The organism is Rothia koreensis (assembly GCF_052232265.1).
In the GTDB taxonomy this organism is placed as follows: domain Bacteria; phylum Actinomycetota; class Actinomycetes; order Actinomycetales; family Micrococcaceae; genus Rothia; species Rothia koreensis.
Genome location: NZ_CP197643.1, coordinates 2726942 through 2746755 on the forward strand (window position 1 = coordinate 2726942; position 19814 = coordinate 2746755).

The window sequence follows — 19814 nt, forward strand, 5'->3', positions numbered from 1 at the left end:
CGTATGCAGACTTTCAGCTGGGAAAACGCGGTCGAGTTGGCGGTCATCGAACGGAGCGGTTTCGTCGAGTCGCGCCACATCGGGGCCGCGGCGGTCGTTTCGCCCGAGGGTGACGTCGTCGACTCCCTCGGCGACACGACGGCCCCGATCTTCCCTCGTTCGACCCTCAAACCGTTCCAAGCGATCGCATCCCTCAAGGCCGGGGCTCCCCTGCGCGGTGCCGAGGTGGCCATCGCTGCCGGGTCCCACGAGGGCTCCTTCGAACAGATGCAAGTGGTCGCGAACGTCCTGGACGCAGCGGGGCTCTCCCCCGCCGATCTCCAGTGCCCGGAGGCCTACCCCAAGGACGAACGGGCGCATTCCTATCTGCTGACGAACGACAAAGGCAAACAGCGGATTGCTTTCAACTGCTCCGGGAAGCACGCGGCCTTCCTCTCCGCGAGCGCGGAGAACGGATGGGACACGGCGACCTATCTGGAGCCTGACCATCCCGTTCAACGACTGGTCATGGAAATCGTCGAAGAGCTCGCGGGCGAGCCCGTGGGTCTGGTCGGCGTCGACGGGTGCGGGGCCCCCGTACCGACCATCAGCCTCAACGGGTTGGCCACGGCCTACGGGACGTTGGGGGCGGGCATCCGCAACATCCACGCCGACGCGCGGGTCGCGACGGTGGCCACCGCGATGGCGGACTACCCCGAGATGGTGCAGAACCACGGCAAGCCGAACACCGTGGTCATGGAGGAGCTCGACGTCGTCGCCAAATTCGGCGCCGAGGGCGTGCTGAGCGTGGGGACCCGCGACGGAGCCGCGGTAGCGGTCAAGTGCTTGGACGGCTCTTTCAGGGCCGCAACCCTGGTGGCCCTGACCCTTCTGGACAGAAACGGATACGTGCCCCACGACGACGTCGTCTCGCTCTTGCCGCGCGTGACTCTTCCGATCACGGGCGGAGGGCGCACGGTGGGCGGCGTACGGCTGGGATCGGCGTTCGAGGAGGCCTGACGTGGCACGACGCAAGATTTCGGACGACGTCGGCCTCGCCGCTCTCCGGTCCTGGGAGGAAGATCCGGACGCCGCAGGCCGCAAGACCACGGCAACCGCGGTCCGCTATGCCCTCGAGGAACTCGCGCATCGTGCCCCCGGAAATTCCGTCGAAGTCCGGGTTCCGCCGTTCGGCGTGACACAGGCGATCGAGGGCCCGCGACACACTCGCGGCACCCCGCCCAACGTGGTCGAGACGACGGCCGCGACCTGGCTCGGACTCGCCACAGGGCGCTTGACCTGGGAGGAAGCGCGAGCGAGCGGGTCGGTGGATGCATCCGGCAATCGAAGCGACCTGTCGGTGCTCCTCCCGCTCTTTGCAACACGGACGTCGATGAAGCGCACCGCCCAGAACAGGTAACCTGGAACCATGACCGAACCCCCTACTTCGCCCGGCGATCCCAACGAGTCCGAGGGCCACGCGACATCCCCCGATCCAGAGCGTCACGAGCCTGAGCACGGTCCCGCAGAAGGTCGCTCGACCGACCGCGGGCCTGCTGAACGCGAGGTCGTCGTGCGCCGGGCGCCGTCGGTCATCGCGTTCCTGCTGACAGGCCTCGTCATCGGACTCATCGTCGCTGTCCTCTCGACCGTTCTCGGCCCGGGCGACCAGAAATACACCCCCGGCGCCATCTTCGGGATGATGGCGGTGATCTTCGGAACCGCCGGCGCCGTCCTCGGTGCCCTCGTCGGCCTGATCGCGGACCGCATTTCTCGCAAACGGGCCACGCGATTTCGCGCGGTCCGCGTGGATGATGACGTCGAAAAATAGTCGGCCTCCGCGGACTGGGCAGTTCCGGATAGACTTGCTGTCGTCCCCGTTGTTCCGCACCGGCGGCAACGGCACGATTCTCCAGACCGCACATTCAGGAAGTAGCTTTCGTGGTTCGACCCGACGGTAAACTCACACACGATATCGACCCCGGAGAGAGAGCACCCCAGGACGAATGCGGCGTCTTCGGGGTATGGGCCCCGGGCGAGGACGTCGCGACCCTCACCTATTTCGGTCTCTATGCCCTGCAGCATCGCGGCCAGGAATCGGCCGGGATTGCGACCAGCAACGGCGAGCGCATCTCGGTGTACAAGGACATGGGCCTGGTGTCCCAGGTCTTCGACGAAACCATTTTGGGGACCTTGGGCGGTCACATGGCGATCGGCCACTGCCGCTATGCGACCACGGGAGCGACCACCTGGTCGAATGCCCAACCGACCTTGGGATCGACGCCGCACGGCACGGTCTCACTCGCCCACAACGGCAACCTGACCAACTCGGCGGATCTTTACGACCGGCTGATCGACAAGTCCGGGTTCCCGTCGGCCGGTGAAGTCGCCCAGGGGAACACCACCGACACTGCTCTGGTCACCGCTCTGTTGGCCGAGCATCCTCATGATTCCCTCGAGGAAGCGGCCATGGACCTGCTTCCGACGCTCCAAGGCGCTTTCTGCCTGACCCTGATCGACGAGAACACGCTCTACGCGGCCCGCGATGCTTACGGTGTCCGCCCGCTGGTCCTCGGAAGGTTGGACAGGGGCTGGGTCGTCGCTTCGGAATCGGCAGCCCTCGATATCGTGGGAGCGACCTACGTCCGCGACGTCGAGCCCGGTGAATTCATCGCGATCGACGAGGACGGCGTACGTTCTCGCCGCTTCGCTGAACCGACTCCGGCCGGGTGCGTTTTCGAACACGTGTATCTCTCCCGTCCTGACGCTGTGATCAACGGCCGAGCCGTCTACGAGTCTCGGGTCGAGATGGGACGGCAATTGGCCCGCGAGCACGCGGTCGACGCCGATCTGGTCATGCCAACTCCCGAGTCCGGGGTCCCTGCGGCCATCGGCTACGCGGAAGAATCCGGCATTCCGTACGGAAACGGGCTGGTCAAGAATTCCTATGTCGGTCGCACGTTCATTCAGCCGACCCAGACCATGCGCCAGATGGGCATCAAACTCAAGCTGAATCCTCTGCGCACCGTCGTCGAGGGCAAGAGACTGGTGGTCGTGGACGATTCGATTGTCCGGGGCAACACCCAGAGGGCACTGGTGCGGATGCTGAGGGAGGCCGGCGCCGCCGAAGTCCATGTGAGGATCTCGTCCCCGCCGGTCAAGTGGCCCTGCTTCTACGGCATCGATTTCGCTTCGCGCGCGGAGCTGATTGCGAACGGGATGTCGATCGAGGAAATCGGACAGTCGCTCGGTGCCGATTCTCTCGGATACATTTCCGAGGACGGCATGATCGAGGCGACCGAGCAGCCCCGGGAACGCCTCTGCACGGCTTGTTTCACCGGAAAGTACCCCATCGATCTTCCGGATGCCGATCGTCTCGGCAAGAACCTCTTCGACGTCCATCGCTCCTCCTCCGCGGCGACCTCCCGCCCGAACCGGGCTTCGAGGGCGTCGTCGGCACCGAAGAGCTCCTCCTCCGATTCCCGGACCGAGGCGACGACGGCGAAGAACTCTTCGTGCGAGCCCGGGCCGGATTCGGATCTGGAATCCCTGGTTCTGCCGCAGGACCGCGGGTCCCGGACCAAGTAACAGCACACCACCGATCCAGAAGGACCAGAGATGGCTCAACCCCACCAGACCACTGCGGGCCTGACGTACGCGAGTGCCGGCGTCGACGTCGAGGCAGGCGATCGCGCCGTCGAGCTCATGAAGGAGGCCGTCCGTGAGACGCACAAGCAGGGTGTCGTGGGCGGTGTGGGCGGGTTCGCCGGACTCTTCGACGTCTCGGCACTGACGGCTTATTCGAAGCCGTACCTCGCGACCTCGACGGACGGCGTGGGAACGAAGGTGGCCATCGCCCAGGCCCTGGACGTGCACGACACCATCGGATACGACCTGGTGGGCATGGTCGTGGACGACATCGTCGTCGTGGGCGCCGAACCCCTCTACATGACCGACTACATCGCATGCGGTCGCGTGGTTCCCGAACGGATCGCGGACATCGTCCGCGGCATCGCCTCGGCCTGCTCCGCAGCCGGGACCGCCTTGGTCGGCGGCGAAACGGCCGAGCACCCGGGATTGCTGGGCGAGCACGAGTACGACGTCGCGGGTGCCGCAACCGGCATCGTGGAGGCCGACCAGTTGCTGGGGCCGGAACGTGTCCGCGAAGGCGACGTGGTGATCGGCATGGCGTCCTCCGGGATCCACTCGAACGGCTATTCCCTGGTCCGCAAGGTGATCAACATGGCGGGTTGGTCCTTGGACCGTGAGGTCTCAGAATTCGGGCGCACGCTCGGCGAGGAGCTCCTGGAGCCGACCCGCGTCTACGCGGCCGACGTCCTCGACCTCGCCCGGACGTTCCCGGTCCTCGGCGACGACGGCGCCCAAGGTCACGGTGTCCGTGGGTTCTCCCATGTCACCGGCGGAGGCCTGGCCGCGAACCTCGCCCGCGTCCTCCCACGGGGTCTCGAGGCCCGGATCGACCGTTCGTCCTGGGAGATCCCGGCGATCTTCCGCGTGATCGGTGAACTGGGCAAGGTCCCGGAACCGGATTTGGAACGCACCCTGAACCTGGGGGTCGGCATGGTCGCGATCGTCGATCCTTCCGTCGCCGACGCCGCGGTGCGCCATCTCAACGACCGTGGCTCGAACGCATGGGTTCTCGGCACCGTGGCTCGGGCCGATGCGCCCGCCGACCAGGACCCCGACTACGTCCAGGGCGCCAAGGGTGTCGACGGCGGCGCCGTGCGCATGGTGGGTTCCTACGCCTGAGCGGCCCCTCTCGAAGAAGCCCCCCCCCCGGAGTGGCCCCTCGCCCAGGCCCCCCGGGCCTATAGGCGAGGGTGCGTCTGCCGTGTGCCCGATTCCGGGGTGGGGTTGTCCGGTTCGGAGGCGGTTGCCCGATTCAGTGGCGGTTGCCGGCGCGACTGAGTCGATTCCGCAGATACCCGGCTCATCGCATTTGAGGGTGTAGGTGGTTCCTGAAGCCGCCGGTGTCGAGCAGCGATCGGGCTATGTAGTTCGTGAGGTTCCGGAATCCGAGGGCGGAGCCGCGGAGGTGTTCCAGGCGCCCGTTGATCGCCTCTGTTGGCCCGTTGGACGTGCCGGGCCGGTCGAAGAACGCGAGGATGTCGGCGGCGCGCTGCTTGAGCGTGCGGCCGAGCTTGCGGACCTCCACGAGCGCGGCGGGGACGCCGCTGGAGACGGAATCGATGACGGCTGTCATCAGCTTCTTCGCCGTCTTCCGATCGGGTTCGCGGTAGGCGGCGATCACGCGCTGGTAGATGCCCCAGGTCGCCTCGACCTCGACGTGCTCGGAGACCGCGAACAGTGCCTCGAGACGGGTCTGCTGCCGGTCAGTGAGCAGCTGCGCGCCGGTGTGGAGGATGCGGCGGGCCTTGTAGAGCGGATCGTTTTTGCGGCCCCGCCGGCCGTGCAGGCACTGCTGGACGCGACGACGGCAGGTGTCGAGGGCGTCGCCGGCGAGGCGGACGACGTGGAACGGGTCCATCACCGCCTGCGCGTCCGGGAGCTCCTCGCTGACGGCGGTCTTGAAGCCGGTGAACCCGTCCATCGCGACGACCTCGACACCATCGCGCCAGTCCTGCGGGCGTGCGGCGAGCCAGGTCTTGAACACGGCTTTCGAGCGACCCTCGATCATGTCCAGCAGACGGGCGGGGCCGGTCTTGTCGCGGTTCGGGGTGAGGTCGATGATGACGGTGACGTACTTGTCGCCGACTCTCGTGTGGCGCCAGACGTGCTCGTCGACGCCGATCACGGCGACGCCGTCGAACCGGGCGGGATCGTCGATCAGCACTCGACGCCCTTCAGCGAGGACCGCGTTGTTCGCCGTGTGCCAACCGACACCGAGTCCGGCGGCGACGCGGGCGACGGTGAGGTGGTCGATCACGAGCGCTTCCAACGCCCACCGCATCCCGCTACGGGACAGCTTGGCTCGCTCGGGCGCCGCTGCCGTGAGGTCCTCACGCCAGGACCGTCCGCATCCCGAGCACTTGTAGCGGCGGACCCGGACCAGCAGCGTCGTCGGGCGATGACCGAACGGCTCGTGGGCGAGACGCCGCGTGTCCGTCCCGCGCGAGAGCGCCTGGCTACCGCATCCCCGGCACCACGGATCCGGCTCGGCGACGCGGCACTCGATCACCGCGCGATCCGGCTCAAAAAGCTGACCGGTGGCCACGAGGCCGAGCTCGTCGAGATGGCAGAACACGGTCAGATCAGGGGTCGCGAAGGTAGCGTGGTGCACGTCGAGGTCTTCCGGCAGATGGTCAGTGTGAGAACTTCCATCATCGGAAGGCCTCGACCCTCATCCGGCGGCCGACGCGCTCAGCCACCTACCCCCTCAACTGCGAAGAGCCAGATACCCACGAGCCAATTGGGTGGCGGTTACCCGGTCCAGTGGTGGTTACCCGCAAGAACGGGCCGATCTCGAGGGCGCCTGACACCCCATTGGGTGGCGATTGCCCGATCCAGTGGCGGTTACCCGCAAGAACGGGCCGATTCTACGGCTGTCAGACCCCCGGTAGGGAGGCGGTTACCCGATTCCGGGGCGCTTTCCCCCAATAGGTGGCGTCTACACCGCCACCTAACAACGCCAACCGCCGCTCAATCGGGAAACCGCCACGCAGGTGGCAAGCCCCAGCACGGTGGCAAGCCCCAGCACAGGGGCAAGAGGAAGCACGGTGGCGGGACCAAACACGGGGCGAAGTAAGACCACCCACGCGCGCAACGGCGCCCGGCCCAACCGCCACCCGAACCAACCGCCGCACGTCACGGCTGGCCTACGCGACGGGTGATACCCAACGATTGGCCATGCCCTTTCACCCGAAACGCACGCGTGATCATCCTCGGTCGCCTCGCGCACAGACAGAAGCGCACCGGTTGATCCATCAACCGGTGCGCTTCTGACGTCGAGACGGCAGGTGTGACTGCCGAGCGGTCTTATCGCTCCCCCGTGGGATCGTCGTACTCGTCCGCGTAGTCCGAGTACTCGTCCTCTTCAGGGTGGACGTCGTCTCGTTCGGCTCGCCGACCCTTCGCCGCACTGAGTTCTCGTTCGAGCGCCGAATAATCGGTTTGCGGGCTGAAGTATTTGATCTCCCGCGCCTGCCTCGTTGCCTTAGCCTTCTGACGGCCGCGCCCCATGGCGTGACCCCCTTTAATCGCTCGCTCCGTTGGCGGCACTGTGATGGGCACACAGTACGACCCCGGAATGTCCGTCAATCTTCCGTGAATTAAGGGTACATGGTTTGGAAGTAGTATGCCCACCGAGGAACGTACGTGACACGGGGATACGGTTCAGCCCTCGAAGAAAGCCGCCTACACATCCAGTTCGTCGAGGAGCTGGAGAAATGCCGGTTCCACCTCGCTCCTCCAGAGATACGTGGCACGTGTATCGGCCCGTCCCGGTCCCCCATTGACGACGGCGAGCGGCTTCCCCTGCCGCAACCCGTCGAGGATGATCCTCAGACCGCTCATGACAGCCAACGAGGACCCTGCCACGAGTACCGAGGAGCAGTCCTCGAGCATCGAACGCGCCCGCTCCTTGCGCTCGACGGGCACCGGCTCCCCGAAGTACACGACGTCGGGCTTGAGAAGGGTCGACCCGCACACGAAGCAACCGACCATTCGAAATCGATCGACCCACTCCGAGGAGAGCTCGACGTCGCCGTCCGGATTGACCAGGCTCGGGTCCAGACTGACCGACTCCAGGTAACCAGGATTCGCATCCCGGAGACGTCGGTCGAAAGAGTTCCGGTCTTCGACGTGGCCGCACACGAGGCAGGCCACCGAGCTGAGGTCCCCGTGCAGGGCCACCAGATTCCGGCTCCCTGCCCGGGCGTGGAGACCGTCGACGTTCTGCGTCACGACGCCGCCCACCATCCCCTCTTGCTCGAGCTCGGCCAGCGCATAGTGGACCACGTTCGGCGCTGCGCGGTTCATGAGTCGCCAGCCGACGAAGGAGCGGGCCCAGTAACGGTGCGAGGCCTCTCGATCGTTCCGGAACTCCTGATAGGTCATCGGCCGATGACGGCGCAATGAACCTTGCGGCCCCCGATAGTCCGGAATTCCGGATCCCGTGGACACACCCGCACCGGTGACGACCAGCGCGGGTCCCCGGCGCAACAGTCCCGCAATTCCCCGCCGTGCCTCATTAGGTGGTGTCGGCGTCGCGGTTTCGTCCACGACCCTCGCGATGGACCTCAGCGCGGCCTGGTGCGCATCGCCGAGTCCGACGCCGGCCCCGGAGCCGGTTCCCTGCACAGGTTCCGGCCCGAGCGCCGCGCCGGCCCCCGAAGATCTGTCCTCCATGCCGATTCCTAGCGGGTCGTCGTGACGGTCAGCCCGTCGGCCGCCACATCCGGGTTGACGTCCACGTGGACGACGTCGCCATCGTGGATGTCGCCCGAGAGGATTCCCTTGGCGAGCCGGTCACCGATCTCTCTCTGAACCAGCCGGCGCAACGGCCGCGCACCATAGGCGGGGTCGTATCCGGTCATGCCGAGCCACTCCGTCGCCGCCGGGGTCACGTCCAACGAGAGCCGCTTGTCACCCAGGCGCTTGCCCATCGCCTGAACCTGCAGGTTCACGATCTTGGACAGGTCCTCGGTCGAGAGCGGGTCGAACATGATGATCTCGTCCAACCGGTTCAGGAATTCGGGTTTGAAGGACGCGTTGACCACGTTCATCACGGCCTCGTTCTTCTCCTTGTCGTCCAGCTGCTGGTCGACCAGGAACTGGCTCCCCAGGTTGGACGTCAGGATCAGGATCACGTTGCGGAAGTCCACGGTCCTGCCCTGGCCGTCGGTCAGGCGGCCGTCGTCGAGCACCTGGAGCAGGATGTCGAAGACCTCAGGATGCGCTTTTTCAACCTCGTCCAGAAGGACCACGGAATAGGGACGACGCCGCACGGCCTCGGTCAGCTGGCCGCCCTCCTCGTATCCCACATATCCGGGAGGGGCACCGACCAGGCGAGACACGGAGTGCTTCTCCGAGTACTCGCTCATGTCGATGCGCAGGAGCGCGTGCTCGTCGTCGAACTGGAATTCGGCGAGGGATTTTGCCAGCTCGGTCTTGCCCACACCGGTCGGACCCAGGAACAGGAACGAACCGATCGGGCGGTCCGGGTCGGAGACCCCGGCTCGCGAGCGGCGGACGGCGTCCGCCACGGCGCCAACCGCGGTCTTCTGGCCGATGAGACGCTTGCCGAGTTCGGATTCCATGTTCAGCAGCTTCTCGGACTCGCCCTGAAGCATCCGCCCGGCCGGGATTCCGGTCCAATTGGAGATGACCTCGGCGATGTCGTCTGCGGTGACCTCCTCCGAGACCATCGTTTCCCTGGTCGTTTGTTCGTTCTCCTCCTTCTGTGCGGCGTCCAGCTCCTGCTGCTTGGCTGGGATCTCCCCATACAGAAGGCGGGACGCCTCGGCCAGGTTGCCGTCCCGCTGGGCCACTTCGGCCTGCGAGCGCATCTCGTCGATCTGCGACTTGATGTCACCCACTCGGTTGAGCCCGGCCTTCTCGGCCTCCCACCGCGCGTTCAGGGCAGCCAGTTCCTCACGCTTGTCCGCAAGGTCGGAGCGAAGAGCCTCGAGCCTCTCGATCGAGGCCGGGTCCTTCTCATTCGTGAGGGCCAGCTCTTCCATGGTCATGCGGTCCACGACGCGACGGAGCTCATCGATCTCCTCGGGGGCGGAGTCAATTTCCATGCGCAGGCGGGAGGCGGCTTCGTCGACGAGGTCGATGGCTTTGTCGGGCAGCTGGCGACCGGTGATGTACCGGTTGGACAGGGCTGCCGCCGCGACCATCGCGGAGTCGGCGATCTGGACCTTGTGGTGGGCCTCGTACCGCTCCTTGAGTCCGCGCAGGATGCCGACGGTGTCCTCGACCGTCGGTTCACCCACGTAGACCTGCTGGAAGCGCCGCTCGAGGGCGGCGTCCTTCTCGATGTTCTCGCGGTACTCATCCAGGGTGGTGGCGCCGATGAGCCGCAGTTCGCCGCGCGCCAGCATCGGCTTGAGCATGTTGCCCGCGTCCATCGAGCCTTCGCTCGCCCCCGCGCCGACGAGGGTGTGCAGCTCATCGATGAAGGTGACGATCTGGCCTTCGGACTTCTTGATCTCGTCCAACACGGCCTTGAGGCGTTCCTCGAATTCGCCGCGGTACTTCGCGCCGGCGATCATGGATCCGAGATCAAGGGCGATCAGGGTCTTGCCGCGCAGGGATTCCGGGACGTCGCCCGAAACCATTCTTTGCGCAAGGCCCTCGACGACGGAAGTCTTCCCCACTCCGGGTTCTCCGATGAGAACCGGGTTGTTCTTGGTCCGGCGGGACAAGACCTGGACCACGCGGCGGATTTCGGAATCGCGCCCGATCACGGGGTCGAGCTTCCCGGACCGGGCGACGGCGGTGAGGTCGGTCCCGTACTTCTCGAGGGACTGGAACGTCCCTTCCGGGTCCGGGGAGGACACAGTCTGATCGCCGCGCACGGACGGGAGGGTCTTCTCGACCGCATCCGCGGTGGCCCCGGCGGATGCGAGCGCGCGGGCGGCGTCATTGTCCTCGACCTCGGCCAGGCCGAGGAGCAGAACCTCGGTGGAAATGTAGTCGTCCCCCAGCTTGGTTCCGGCTTCCTGGGCGTTCTGGATGACCATGAGCGACTGCCGGGAGAACTGGGCCTGCGAAACCGACGTCCCGGAGGAAGAAGGCAACTTCTTGATGAGGGCGCTGGCTTCGGCGGACAGCGAGTCGATGTCGACGCCGAGAGACTTGAGCACCGCGACGGCGACGCCCTCGCGCTGATCGAGCAGCGCCTTGAGAATATGTGCCGGCTCGATCTGCGGATTGCCTGCGGTCTGGGCGTTCATGTTCGCGGCGTTCAGAGCCTCTTGGCTCTTGGTGGTGAATTTGGTGTCCAAGATGGGCTCCTTTGCTATGTACGTTAGTTTGCGTCGATCTTTTGCAGTTAACTTGAGTCTACTACGCTCAAGTCTTTGTGTATAGGCATGGGAGCAAAGTTTTCCACAGGTTTTTCGGCGGATCGGCGCGGATCGGGAAGGTCACGCATCCGACGTCGTCCCCTCAGTACTGGCCGTCGTTGTAGTTCAGCGCATCCAGGATTTCGTCCTCTGTCGCCGGCCGACCCGATGACTTCCGGTCACTGAACCTTTCCTGGCCGATGGCGATGATGAGCGTCGCAAACGCCCCGACGAACGTCAGGATCGCGAAAGTGTTGCCGAAGCCGGCCGAGAGCCCCACGAGGTCCTGCCCGAAGACCTGGGACAGGCCGGAGACCGTCTTTCCGTCCACGCGGTCGGGAATGAGGAAACCGAAGATGCCGGCGAGGACCCACGTGAGCGTCTGCACGACCGAGAGGAGGGGCGACGTCGTTCCCGCCTCGTACCGCTGTGCATCCTTGCGCATCCGCCACGAGGCAATCAGCATGACAACGAGAAACAACGGCCCGACGCTGACCAGGAACGTCGGGACCAGGGAGCCGCCCGCGCCGAAGAGAGACCGCCCGAAACAGATCCACAGGGCCCCCACGCACGCCATGGGAAATCCCAACCACACCGAGACGCGCAACCAAGCGCTCGCTCGCCTGCCTGGCAGATGGCCGGCAGTGAAGGTCCGGTCGTCGGAAGTTCTGGGTTCGGCGGAGTTCACCCTTCCAGTGTAGAAGACCCGGCATGGGACCGCTCGTGGGCTTCCGCCCGCACGAGCCCCGTGGGCTCTTTCAGCCCGCCTCCCAGTAGGGTGTACAGCATGACGATTCCCTTCCCCGCAGCAGTATTTTTCGACCACGATGGCACCCTGGTGGACACCGAGCCCCTGTGGGCCCGAGCCAAAACGGAGATTGCCGCCGAATTCGGCGTGACGTGGTCCGAGGAGGACACGCTCGCGTGCCTGGGTCGCCCCATGGTGGAGACCCTCATCCGGCTCCAGGACCTGGGCATTCCGCTGTCGCGGGAGGAGCTGCTGTCTCGCCTGACCACCGACGCGAGGGATATCGTCTCCCGCACGGATGTCCCGTTCCTCCCCGGGATCCAGAACCTGCTCGACGAGCTGGCCGGGGAGGGCATCCCCGCGGCCATCGTCACCAACGCGACCGCAGAAATCGCCACCATGACGGCAGGGCGAGCGCCGGAAGGGCTGGTCCGCGCCGTCATCGGCAACGAGGACGTCACCGAGCCCAAGCCCGACCCCCAGCCGTACCTCATGGCCGCTCATCGTCTCGGCGTGGATCCGACCGAGTGCGTCGCCGTCGAAGACTCCCCCTCCGGCGTCACGAGCGCGATGGCGGCCGGAATGAAAACCGTCGTCGTCCCCGGTATGCAAACGGTCGACGCCGACCAGGGAACCGTTCACTTGGACCACGAACTACTGAGCCTGGAGAAGTTCCGAGACCTGTTCGCCCCGCGCCCGTCCTGACGCCTGCCCGTGCCGAGTGTGACGCGCACCTGACGGGCATCCGACGCACGGTATAGGGTTGTGCCCAGGTGGACCGCCTGGGTATCGGCCCAGGTCGGACCGGACCTGCAACCCTTGACGAAAGGAAACGACCATGGCCTTTTCTCTCTCCAACCTGGCCCTCCGCGCCATCCCCGGTGCTTTCATCCTGAATTCGGGCTACGGCAAGCTCAACCTCGACGAGCAGACCGCCGGACAGCTGCAGTCCATGGCCGCGAATGCATTCCCCGCGGTCAAGGATCTCGACGCCGAGACCTTCGGCAAGGCTCTCGCCTACTCCGAGTTCGTCGTCGGCGGCGCCCTGGTCCTCCCCGTGGTCCCCAGCCGCGTTGCGGGTCTCGCGCTCGGCGCATTCGCCGGCGGCCTGCTGACCATGTACTTCAAGACCGACGAGATGACCGAGGAAGACGGCATCCGCCCGTCCCAGGCCGGCACCGCCGTCGCCAAGGACTCCTGGATCGCGGCCATCGCGCTCGCCCTGATCCTCCAGAGCAAGGGCAAGAAGAAGAACAAGAAGAAGTAGTCTTCGCCGCCCGCCGACGACGCCGCTCGCGCACCCTCCGCACCACGTGCGGTGGTTCCGCGGGCGGCGTTTTCGTTGCCGCCAGAACCCTCCGAGCCACGGCTTGTCGGAGCGGACGAGGACGTATTGCTACTCTCAGTAGACTTTCCTCGGACCCGGAAAGTGCCGCTGACCAGCGGCGATACTAAATACGTTGTGGGGAACGAGGAATTCCAGTGGAGCACATCAGTTCCGTCATCAACGCGGCAGACAGTTTCGTCTGGGGCCCGTGGCTGTTGCTGCCGCTCCTTCTCGGAACCGGCCTGTTCCTGACCTTCCGGTTGTCGGGCATCCAATTCCGGTACTTCGGCAAGGCCATGTCCTTGGCCTTCGGCCGCCGCAGCCGCCAATCCGGGGAAAAGGGAGAGATCTCTTCCTACCAGGCGATGTCGACCGCTCTGGGCGCGACCGTCGGGACCGGAAACATCGTCGGCGTCGCCCTGTCGATTCACATGGGCGGCCCCGGGTCCCTGTTCTGGATGTGGGTCACCGCCTTGGTCGGGATGGCGTCGAAGTACAGCGAATGCTTTCTCGGCGTCCGTTTCCGGACCCGTGACAAGAAGGGTGAGTTGACCGGCGGACCGCAGGTCTACCTCATTCGCGGCATTCCGAACAGATTCGGGTGGCTGCTGTCCGTGACCTTCGCCGCCTGCGCCGTCGTCGCCACGTTCGGCGTGGGCAATATGACCCAGTCGAACGCGATTGCGGCGAACCTGGACAACACGTTCTCGGTGGCGCCTTGGGTCACCGCCGTCGTCATTGGTGTGATGACCCTGATCGCGTTGCTCGGCGGCATCAAGTCCATCTCAAAGATCACGGTCTTCTGCGTGCCGCTCATGATCGGGCTGTACGTGTTCGGGGGCCTGTACATCATCGCGGTCAATTACGAATCGCTGCCGCACGCAATCGCCCTGATCTTCGGCAACGCCCTGACCCCGCACGGCGCCGGCGGCGGGCTCGTGGGCTCGCTGCTCATGACCATCCAGATCGGCGTATCCCGGTCCTTGTTCTCCAATGAGTCCGGAATGGGCACGGCATCTATCCCGTCGTCAATCGCCCAGACCTCGCACCCGGTCCGCCAGGGGCTTGTTTCCATGACCCAAACGTTCGTGGACACCCTGGTGGTCATCTCGATCACCGGATTCGTGATCATCACGACCGGGGTCTGGGAGAAGGACGACCCCGACGTCATGACCTCCCATGCGTTCGCGACCGGGTTGCCGGGGAACTGGGGCGGCATCGTCGTGACGATCTGCCTGGTGCTTCTCGGATATTCCACCGTTCTGGGCTGGGCCTACTACGGCGAACGCTGCATCGAGAGGCTCGGCGGCGGAACCTTCGGCATCACGACGTATCGCGCCGTGTTCGCGGTGGCCTGCGGCATGGGTGCGGTCGCGCCCCTGACCCTCGTGTGGAAGTTCTCGGACGTCATGAACGGCATCATGGCGATCCCCAACCTGATCGGACTGCTCATCCTGTCCGGCTTCGTGGTGAGAGAAACGCGTCGATATTTGCGGCACGACCCGTCCTTCGACGCCACGACCGAGGAGATCGACCGATTCATGGGGTCGCATCCCGGAGCCCTGGACGCTCAGATTGATCACCAGGTCGATCTGTCGAGCGATCACCCGGCGCTCGAGGCCGTCGAGGAACCGGGTGACCCGCAGGGGCCGGACGGCCCCGACAAGGTGAGGGCCGGCACTCCGGGGCACTGACCCGGCGTGCGATAAGCTGTTCCGGCGACCAGGCCTCCGGCGGAGCGGCCCCACTGCCCAGTGAGGGCGTCTCGGCCCGTCCTGGTCGCGGCCCAGACGCTTTCACAGATCACCGGAGCATCCTTGAGCGACGTACCCCAGAAGTTCCATCGACAGCCGTATTCGTTCGTCCGTCGCGGTGACCGGCTCACCGCCAGGCGCCAGAAGGCTTGGGACACGTACGCCCCGACGCACGTGATCGATGTGCCCCGCGAGGTCACGGACACATCGGTCGCCGAGACCGCGGAGTTCGACCCCGAGGCGGTGTACGGCAGACAGGCCCCGCTCGTCGTCGAGATCGGCTCCGGGTTGGGAGAGGCCATCGTCCACGCCGCGGAAGACCGTCCGGAGAACAACTACCTTGCCGTGGAGGTCTACAAACCCGGCATCGCGGACCTGCTGCTCAAGATGGGCCAGGCCGAAGTCACCAACGTGCGGTGCGTCCAGGCCAATGCCCCCGAGGTTCTGGACAATCTGCTGGCACCCGCGTCCGTGGACGAGCTCTGGGTCTTCTTCCCCGATCCCTGGCACAAGTCGAGGCATCACAAGCGACGGTTGGTCTCCCCAGGATTCGCGGAGAAAGCCGCCCGCGTGCTCAAGCCCGGAGGCATTTGGCGGCTGGCCACCGACTGGGAAGAATACGCACTGGTCATGCGTGAGGTCATGGAATCGGCGCCCGACTTCGAGAATCTTCACCCCGGAGAAGGGGCCACCGAAGAGGATCCCCAGGGCGGCTGGGCCCCAAGGTGGGAAGGCCGTGTCCTCACGAGCTTCGAGAGAAAAGCCGGCGAGGCCGGGCGCCGCGCGCACGACCTCGCCTTTCGACGCCGATGATCAGTTCCACCGGCCGGCTCCCCCGCCGGCCGGTGGATTCGCCCGTGCGGGCAACTGGGGTCTGCTGATGACCAGCGCCTTGCCCTGCGGCTGACGGCTGGGCCTCTGCCCCCGACCCAATTTCACGACGTCGCCGCCGATGGTCGCGGCGAAGACGCGGGAGGACTCCTCGAGCCGGTCCCGGGCTTCCTGCAATTCGTCGGTCAGCTCGCGAACCCGCGCTTGCAGCGCATCGACCTGGTTCTCGAGCTGGAGAACCCGTTTGATGCCTTCGAGGGACACGCCTTCCTGCGAGAGCTGCTGGATCTGCCGCAGGCGGGTGACGTCCTTCTGCGAGTAGCGACGGGCCCGTCCGGGCAATCGCGACGGTGTCACCAGTCCGAGCCGGTCATACTGCCTGAGCGTCTGAGGGTGCATCTCCGCGAGCTCGGCTGCCACCGAAATCACGAAGAGCGGCTGGTTCACGTCGCTGAATTGCATGGATTACACGACCTTTGCCTTCTCTGCCAGACCCTCCCGCGGATCTCCTTGGGCGGCCAGCTCTGTGAATTTCTTCAGGGCGTCCTCCGCCTCGGCGGTCAGGTCCTGGGGCACCTGGATCTCCGGAATCACGTAGAGATCCCCCGTGTGCTTCTTGGTCTTCACGCCTCGGCCTTTGACTCGCATCCTGGTTCCCGGTTCCTGACCCGCCTTGAGACGCAAACGTACCACCGAACCATCGGTCGTGGGCACAGCCAGGACGGTTCCGAGGGCAGCTTCCTCGTAGGTGACGGGGACACGAATCGTGAGATTGTCGCCGTCCCGCTCGTAGACCTCGTGCGGCCTCACGTGGACGGTCACGATCAGGTCCGATTTCCCTCCGGGGCCGATGCTTCCCTTGCCCCGGAGCCGAACCTTCTGACCGTCCCGGACGCCTTCCGGAAGCCGAATCGTGGTGCTTCGTTGGTCGGGCCGATTGACCTTGACCTTGGCCCCTTCCAAGGACTGGCCGAAATCGATCGTCACGCTCGCTTCCACGTCCGGGTTGCGAGGCTGCTGCTGGGCGCCGAACGGGTTCTGGCCACCGAAGCCGCCTCCGCCGAACAGGTCCGCGAAGGGATCTCCCCCGGCTGAGCCGTACTGCATACGGGGCCCGCCACCGTATGTGGTCCTGGTGCGACCGCCGCCGAACATGTCACCGAACATGTCCTCGAAGCCCCCAGCGCCTCCGGCGCCTCCCGGTCCGCCCGGGCCGCCTGCGCCGGCACTGAACCGGGCGCCCGATCCCATGGCACGGATTGCGTCGTACTGCTTCCGCTGCTCCGGGTCGGAGAGAACCGTATTGGCCTCCGAAACCTCTTTGAACTTCTTCTCCGCGGTCTCGTCCCCGGGGTTCTGATCCGGGTGGTACTTCCGTGCCAGCTTTCGGTAGGCCTTCTTGATGTCGGCCTCGCTGGCGTCCTTGGAGACGCCCAGAACCTTGTAGAAGTCTTTCCCCAGCCAATTCTCGCTAGCCATTGACGCCTCCTTTCAAAGCGTTGGGTATGTCTTCGTCGTTGCTCCCGATCTCCGCGGGGTCGGCTTCAGGAACGAACGACGCCGGGCCGCTCCCCCGCCGCTGGAGCGGAGAAGCGTGGTCCCGGCGTCGTCGTCGCGCTGGGCAGGGCCAGGTTTCCCGAAGCCGCCCATCGAATTCCCAGATCAGTCCTCGGCAACCGCCACGGCCACCTGGGCCGGACGCAGCACCCGATCCTGGACTCGGTATCCGCTGCGGAACACCATGGAGACCTGGTCCGGCTCGACCTCACTGGTCGGTTGTTGCATCACGGCCTCGTGGACCTTGGGGTCGAACTGGTCGCCGGTATCGCCGTACCGTTCCAGGCCGTGCTTGGTCAGCGCGTCCTCGAACTTGCTGGCGATGGCGGCGAACGGACCATCGTCGAGGTCACCGGCCTTGCGGGCGGCGTCGATGTCATCGATCACGGGCAACAACGAGCTGACCACGTCGGCGACAACGAACTCCCGAAGCTGGTCCCGTTCCTTCTGGGACCGGTTCTTGAAGTTCATGAACTCTGCCTGCAGGCGGCGCAGGTCCTCGAGTCGCTCGTTGGCGAGCTTCTCGGCCTCCGTGGTGGGGTCCTCGATGGGCTCCTCCTCGGAGGGGTCCGCGGCGGCTTCCGCCGCGGACCCGCCCTGACCGTCGGCCTCAGCACCTACACCCTCGGCGCCTTCCGCCTCGGGAGCTCCTTCCGCGTCGGGAGCGTTGAAGGCGTCCTCCAGCGGGTCGTTCCCTTCAGGGTTATTGGTGTTGTTCGGCTCAGTCATCAGTTCTTCTTCTCATCCTCATCGTCTACGACCTCGGCGTCGACGACGTCTTCCCCGTTGGCATCGGCGTTGGCCTCGGAGGTGTCCTCCGTGTCGGCCCCGGCCTGTGCCTGCGAGTAGATCGCCTCGCCGAGCTTGGTCTGGGAAGCCTGAAGCTTCTCGTACGCGGACTTCACTGCGTCGTCGTCATCGCCCTCGAGAGCCTTCTTGACCTCGTCGACGTCGCCCTGGACCTCGGTCTTGATGTCCTCGGAGACCTTGTCGTCGTTGTCCTTGAGCAGCTTCTCGATCTGGTAGGCGCTGGACTCCGCGTTGTTGCGCAGGTCCGCGGCCTCACGACGAGCCTTGTCCGACTCGGCGTTGGCCTCGGCGTCCTTGACCATGCGGTCGATGTCGTCCTGGGACAGCGAGGTACCGCCGGTAATGGTCATCGACTGCTCCGTGCCGGTGCCCTTGTCCTTCGCGGAAACGTTCACGATGCCGTTGGCGTCGATGTCGAACGTCACCTCGACCTGGGGCACTCCGCGGGGAGCCGGTGCGATACCGGTCAGCTCGAAGGTGCCGAGCGACTTGTTGTCGCGGGTGAATTCGCGCTCGCCCTGGAAGACCTGGATCGACACGGAGGGCTGGTTGTCCTCCGCGGTCGTGAAGGTCTCGGACCGGCGGGTCGGGATCGCGGTGTTGCGCTCGATGAGCTTGGTCATCACGCCGCCCTTGGTCTCGATGCCCAGCGACAGCGGGGTCACGTCGATCAGAAGGACGTCCTTGCGATCGCCCTTGAGGACGCCGGCCTGCAAGGCCGCACCCATGGCGACGACCTCGTCCGGGTTGACGCCCTTGTTGGGCTCCTGACCACCGGCGAGGCTCTTGACCTCTTCGACGACGGCCGGCATACGAGTCGAACCACCGACGAGCACGATGTGCGCGATGTCGCTGATCTTGATGCCGGCTTCCTTGATGACGTCGTTGAAGGGCTTCTTCACGCGATCCAGAAGATCCTGCGTCAGATCCTGGAACTTCGCGCGGGAGAGTTTCTCGTCCAGGTGGACCGGGCCGTCCTGGGTCACCGACAGGTACTGCAGGGAAATGTTGGTCGAGGTGGCCGAGGAGAGTTCCTTCTTGGCCTGCTCGGCCGCCTCACGCAGACGCTGGAGGGCGATCTTGTCCTTCGAGAGGTCCGCACCGGTCTTGGACTTGACCTGCTCGAGCAGCCAGTCCACGATGCGCTGGTCCCAGTCGTCACCGCCGAGGCGGTTGTCGCCCGACGTGGCACGAACCTGAATGGTCGAGAAGCCGTCCTCGTCCTTGCCGACTTCCAGCAGGGAGACGTCGAAGGTACCGCCACCGAGGTCGAAGACCAGAATGTGCTCGTCCTCGTTGCCCTTGTCCAGGCCGTAGGCCAGGGCCGCCGCGGTGGGCTCGTTGACGATGCGCAGAACGTTGAGACCGGCGATCTCTCCGGCTTCCTTGGTTGCCTGGCGCTCAGCATCGTTGAAGTACGCGGGGACGGTGATGACGGCGTCGGTCACCGTGTCGTTCAGGAAGGCTTCGGCGTCGCCCTTGAGCTTCTGGAGGGTACGGGCCGAGATCTCCTGCGGCGTGTACTTCTTGCCGTCGATCTCGGTGTTCCAGTCGGTGCCCATGTGGCGCTTGACCGAAGCGATGGTGCGATCCACGTTGGTGACGGCCTGGCGCTTGGCGATGTCGCCGACCAGGGTTTCGCCGTCCTTGCCGAAAGCAACGACGGAGGGAGTGGTGCGAGCGCCTTCGGCGTTCGCGATGACGACGGGCTCGCCGCCTTCGAGAACGGCGACCACGGAGTTGGTGGTGCCGAGGTCAATGCCTACTGCACGTGACATATGGGGTTCTCCTTACTTTGTCCGAAAACCGGGGCG

General features: G+C 65.5%; 18 protein-coding genes. 9 read left to right on the plus strand and 9 right to left on the minus strand.

Going from position 1 to position 19814, the window contains the following annotated elements:
• Positions 1 to 3 precede the first annotated feature (3 nt).
• The 5 genes from ACTSLZ_RS12120 to purM all read left to right on the plus strand — a co-directional run bounded on the left by ACTSLZ_RS12120 (position 4) and on the right by purM (position 4749).
• Positions 4 to 999, plus strand: coding sequence for an asparaginase (locus tag ACTSLZ_RS12120; protein WP_129314638.1), 996 nt, complete (start codon positions 4 to 6; stop codon positions 997 to 999).
• 1 nt (position 1000) lies between these two features.
• Positions 1001 to 1399, plus strand: a complete 399-nt coding sequence (locus tag ACTSLZ_RS12125; RefSeq protein ID WP_443095174.1) for a sterol carrier family protein — start codon at positions 1001 to 1003, stop codon at positions 1397 to 1399.
• 9 nt (positions 1400 to 1408) lie between these two features.
• Positions 1409 to 1810, plus strand: coding sequence for a hypothetical protein (locus ACTSLZ_RS12130; protein ID WP_178979437.1), 402 nt, complete (start codon positions 1409 to 1411; stop codon positions 1808 to 1810).
• A gap of 110 nt (positions 1811 to 1920) precedes the next feature.
• The gene (gene purF, locus ACTSLZ_RS12135) at positions 1921 to 3567 is read left to right on the plus strand and encodes an amidophosphoribosyltransferase (RefSeq protein ID WP_443095175.1); all 1647 of its coding nucleotides are present in this window, start codon (positions 1921 to 1923) and stop codon (positions 3565 to 3567) included.
• Between the two features lie 30 nt (positions 3568 to 3597).
• A complete protein-coding gene (gene purM / locus ACTSLZ_RS12140) occupies positions 3598 to 4749 on the plus strand; it encodes a phosphoribosylformylglycinamidine cyclo-ligase (protein WP_129314630.1) in 1152 nt (383 codons plus the stop codon).
• Positions 4750 to 4930: 181 nt separating this feature from the next.
• Here the strand turns inward: purM and ACTSLZ_RS12145 are convergent, their stop codons facing one another.
• From ACTSLZ_RS12145 to ACTSLZ_RS12165, 5 genes are all read right to left on the minus strand, one after another.
• Positions 4931 to 6241: an ISL3 family transposase gene (locus tag ACTSLZ_RS12145; RefSeq protein WP_179628043.1), complete on the minus strand. Its 1311-nt coding sequence runs from the start codon at positions 6239 to 6241 to the stop codon at positions 4931 to 4933.
• 695 nt (positions 6242 to 6936) lie between these two features.
• Positions 6937 to 7140: a DUF3073 domain-containing protein gene (locus ACTSLZ_RS12150; protein WP_129314628.1), complete on the minus strand. Its 204-nt coding sequence runs from the start codon at positions 7138 to 7140 to the stop codon at positions 6937 to 6939.
• 174 nt (positions 7141 to 7314) lie between these two features.
• Positions 7315 to 8307, minus strand: coding sequence for a Sir2 family NAD-dependent protein deacetylase (locus tag ACTSLZ_RS12155; protein WP_443095176.1), 993 nt, complete (start codon positions 8305 to 8307; stop codon positions 7315 to 7317).
• Positions 8308 to 8315: 8 nt separating this feature from the next.
• Positions 8316 to 10913 carry an ATP-dependent chaperone ClpB gene (clpB, locus tag ACTSLZ_RS12160; RefSeq protein ID WP_443095177.1) on the minus strand — a complete coding sequence of 866 codons (2598 nt, stop codon included), beginning with the start codon at positions 10911 to 10913 and terminating at the stop codon, positions 8316 to 8318.
• Between the two features lie 163 nt (positions 10914 to 11076).
• Positions 11077 to 11661 (minus strand): hypothetical protein, encoded by a 585-nt coding sequence (locus ACTSLZ_RS12165; protein ID WP_397555086.1) that lies wholly within the window; start codon positions 11659 to 11661, stop codon positions 11077 to 11079.
• Between the two features lie 99 nt (positions 11662 to 11760).
• Here ACTSLZ_RS12165 and ACTSLZ_RS12170 point away from each other — a divergent pair, with 99 nt between their 5' ends.
• The 4 genes from ACTSLZ_RS12170 (at position 11761) to trmB (ending at position 15615) form a co-directional block, all read left to right on the plus strand.
• Positions 11761 to 12426 carry an HAD family hydrolase gene (locus tag ACTSLZ_RS12170; protein ID WP_443095179.1) on the plus strand — a complete coding sequence of 222 codons (666 nt, stop codon included), beginning with the start codon at positions 11761 to 11763 and terminating at the stop codon, positions 12424 to 12426.
• Positions 12427 to 12559: 133 nt separating this feature from the next.
• The gene (locus ACTSLZ_RS12175) at positions 12560 to 12988 is read left to right on the plus strand and encodes a hypothetical protein (protein ID WP_129314619.1); all 429 of its coding nucleotides are present in this window, start codon (positions 12560 to 12562) and stop codon (positions 12986 to 12988) included.
• 215 nt (positions 12989 to 13203) lie between these two features.
• On the plus strand, positions 13204 to 14742 hold the full coding sequence (locus tag ACTSLZ_RS12180; protein ID WP_397555088.1) for an alanine/glycine:cation symporter family protein: 1539 nt from the start codon (positions 13204 to 13206) through the stop codon (positions 14740 to 14742).
• A 123-nt stretch (positions 14743 to 14865) separates the two neighbouring features.
• A complete protein-coding gene (gene trmB, locus ACTSLZ_RS12185) occupies positions 14866 to 15615 on the plus strand; it encodes a tRNA (guanosine(46)-N7)-methyltransferase TrmB (protein WP_443095180.1) in 750 nt (249 codons plus the stop codon).
• Here trmB and ACTSLZ_RS12190 read toward each other — a convergent pair whose 3' ends face one another.
• The 4 genes from ACTSLZ_RS12190 to dnaK all read right to left on the minus strand — a co-directional run bounded on the left by ACTSLZ_RS12190 (position 15616) and on the right by dnaK (position 19778).
• A complete protein-coding gene (locus ACTSLZ_RS12190) occupies positions 15616 to 16095 on the minus strand; it encodes a heat shock protein transcriptional repressor HspR (protein ID WP_129314615.1) in 480 nt (159 codons plus the stop codon).
• A 3-nt stretch (positions 16096 to 16098) separates the two neighbouring features.
• Positions 16099 to 17112 (minus strand): DnaJ C-terminal domain-containing protein, encoded by a 1014-nt coding sequence (locus tag ACTSLZ_RS12195; RefSeq protein ID WP_443095181.1) that lies wholly within the window; start codon positions 17110 to 17112, stop codon positions 16099 to 16101.
• 183 nt (positions 17113 to 17295) lie between these two features.
• Complete coding sequence (locus ACTSLZ_RS12200) at positions 17296 to 17919, minus strand: nucleotide exchange factor GrpE (RefSeq protein ID WP_129314613.1); 624 nt, start codon at positions 17917 to 17919, stop codon at positions 17296 to 17298.
• A complete protein-coding gene (gene dnaK / locus ACTSLZ_RS12205) occupies positions 17919 to 19778 on the minus strand; it encodes a molecular chaperone DnaK (RefSeq protein WP_443095182.1) in 1860 nt (619 codons plus the stop codon). Before dnaK ends, ACTSLZ_RS12200 begins: the two co-directional genes overlap by 1 nt.
• Positions 19779 to 19814: the final 36 nt, after the last annotated feature.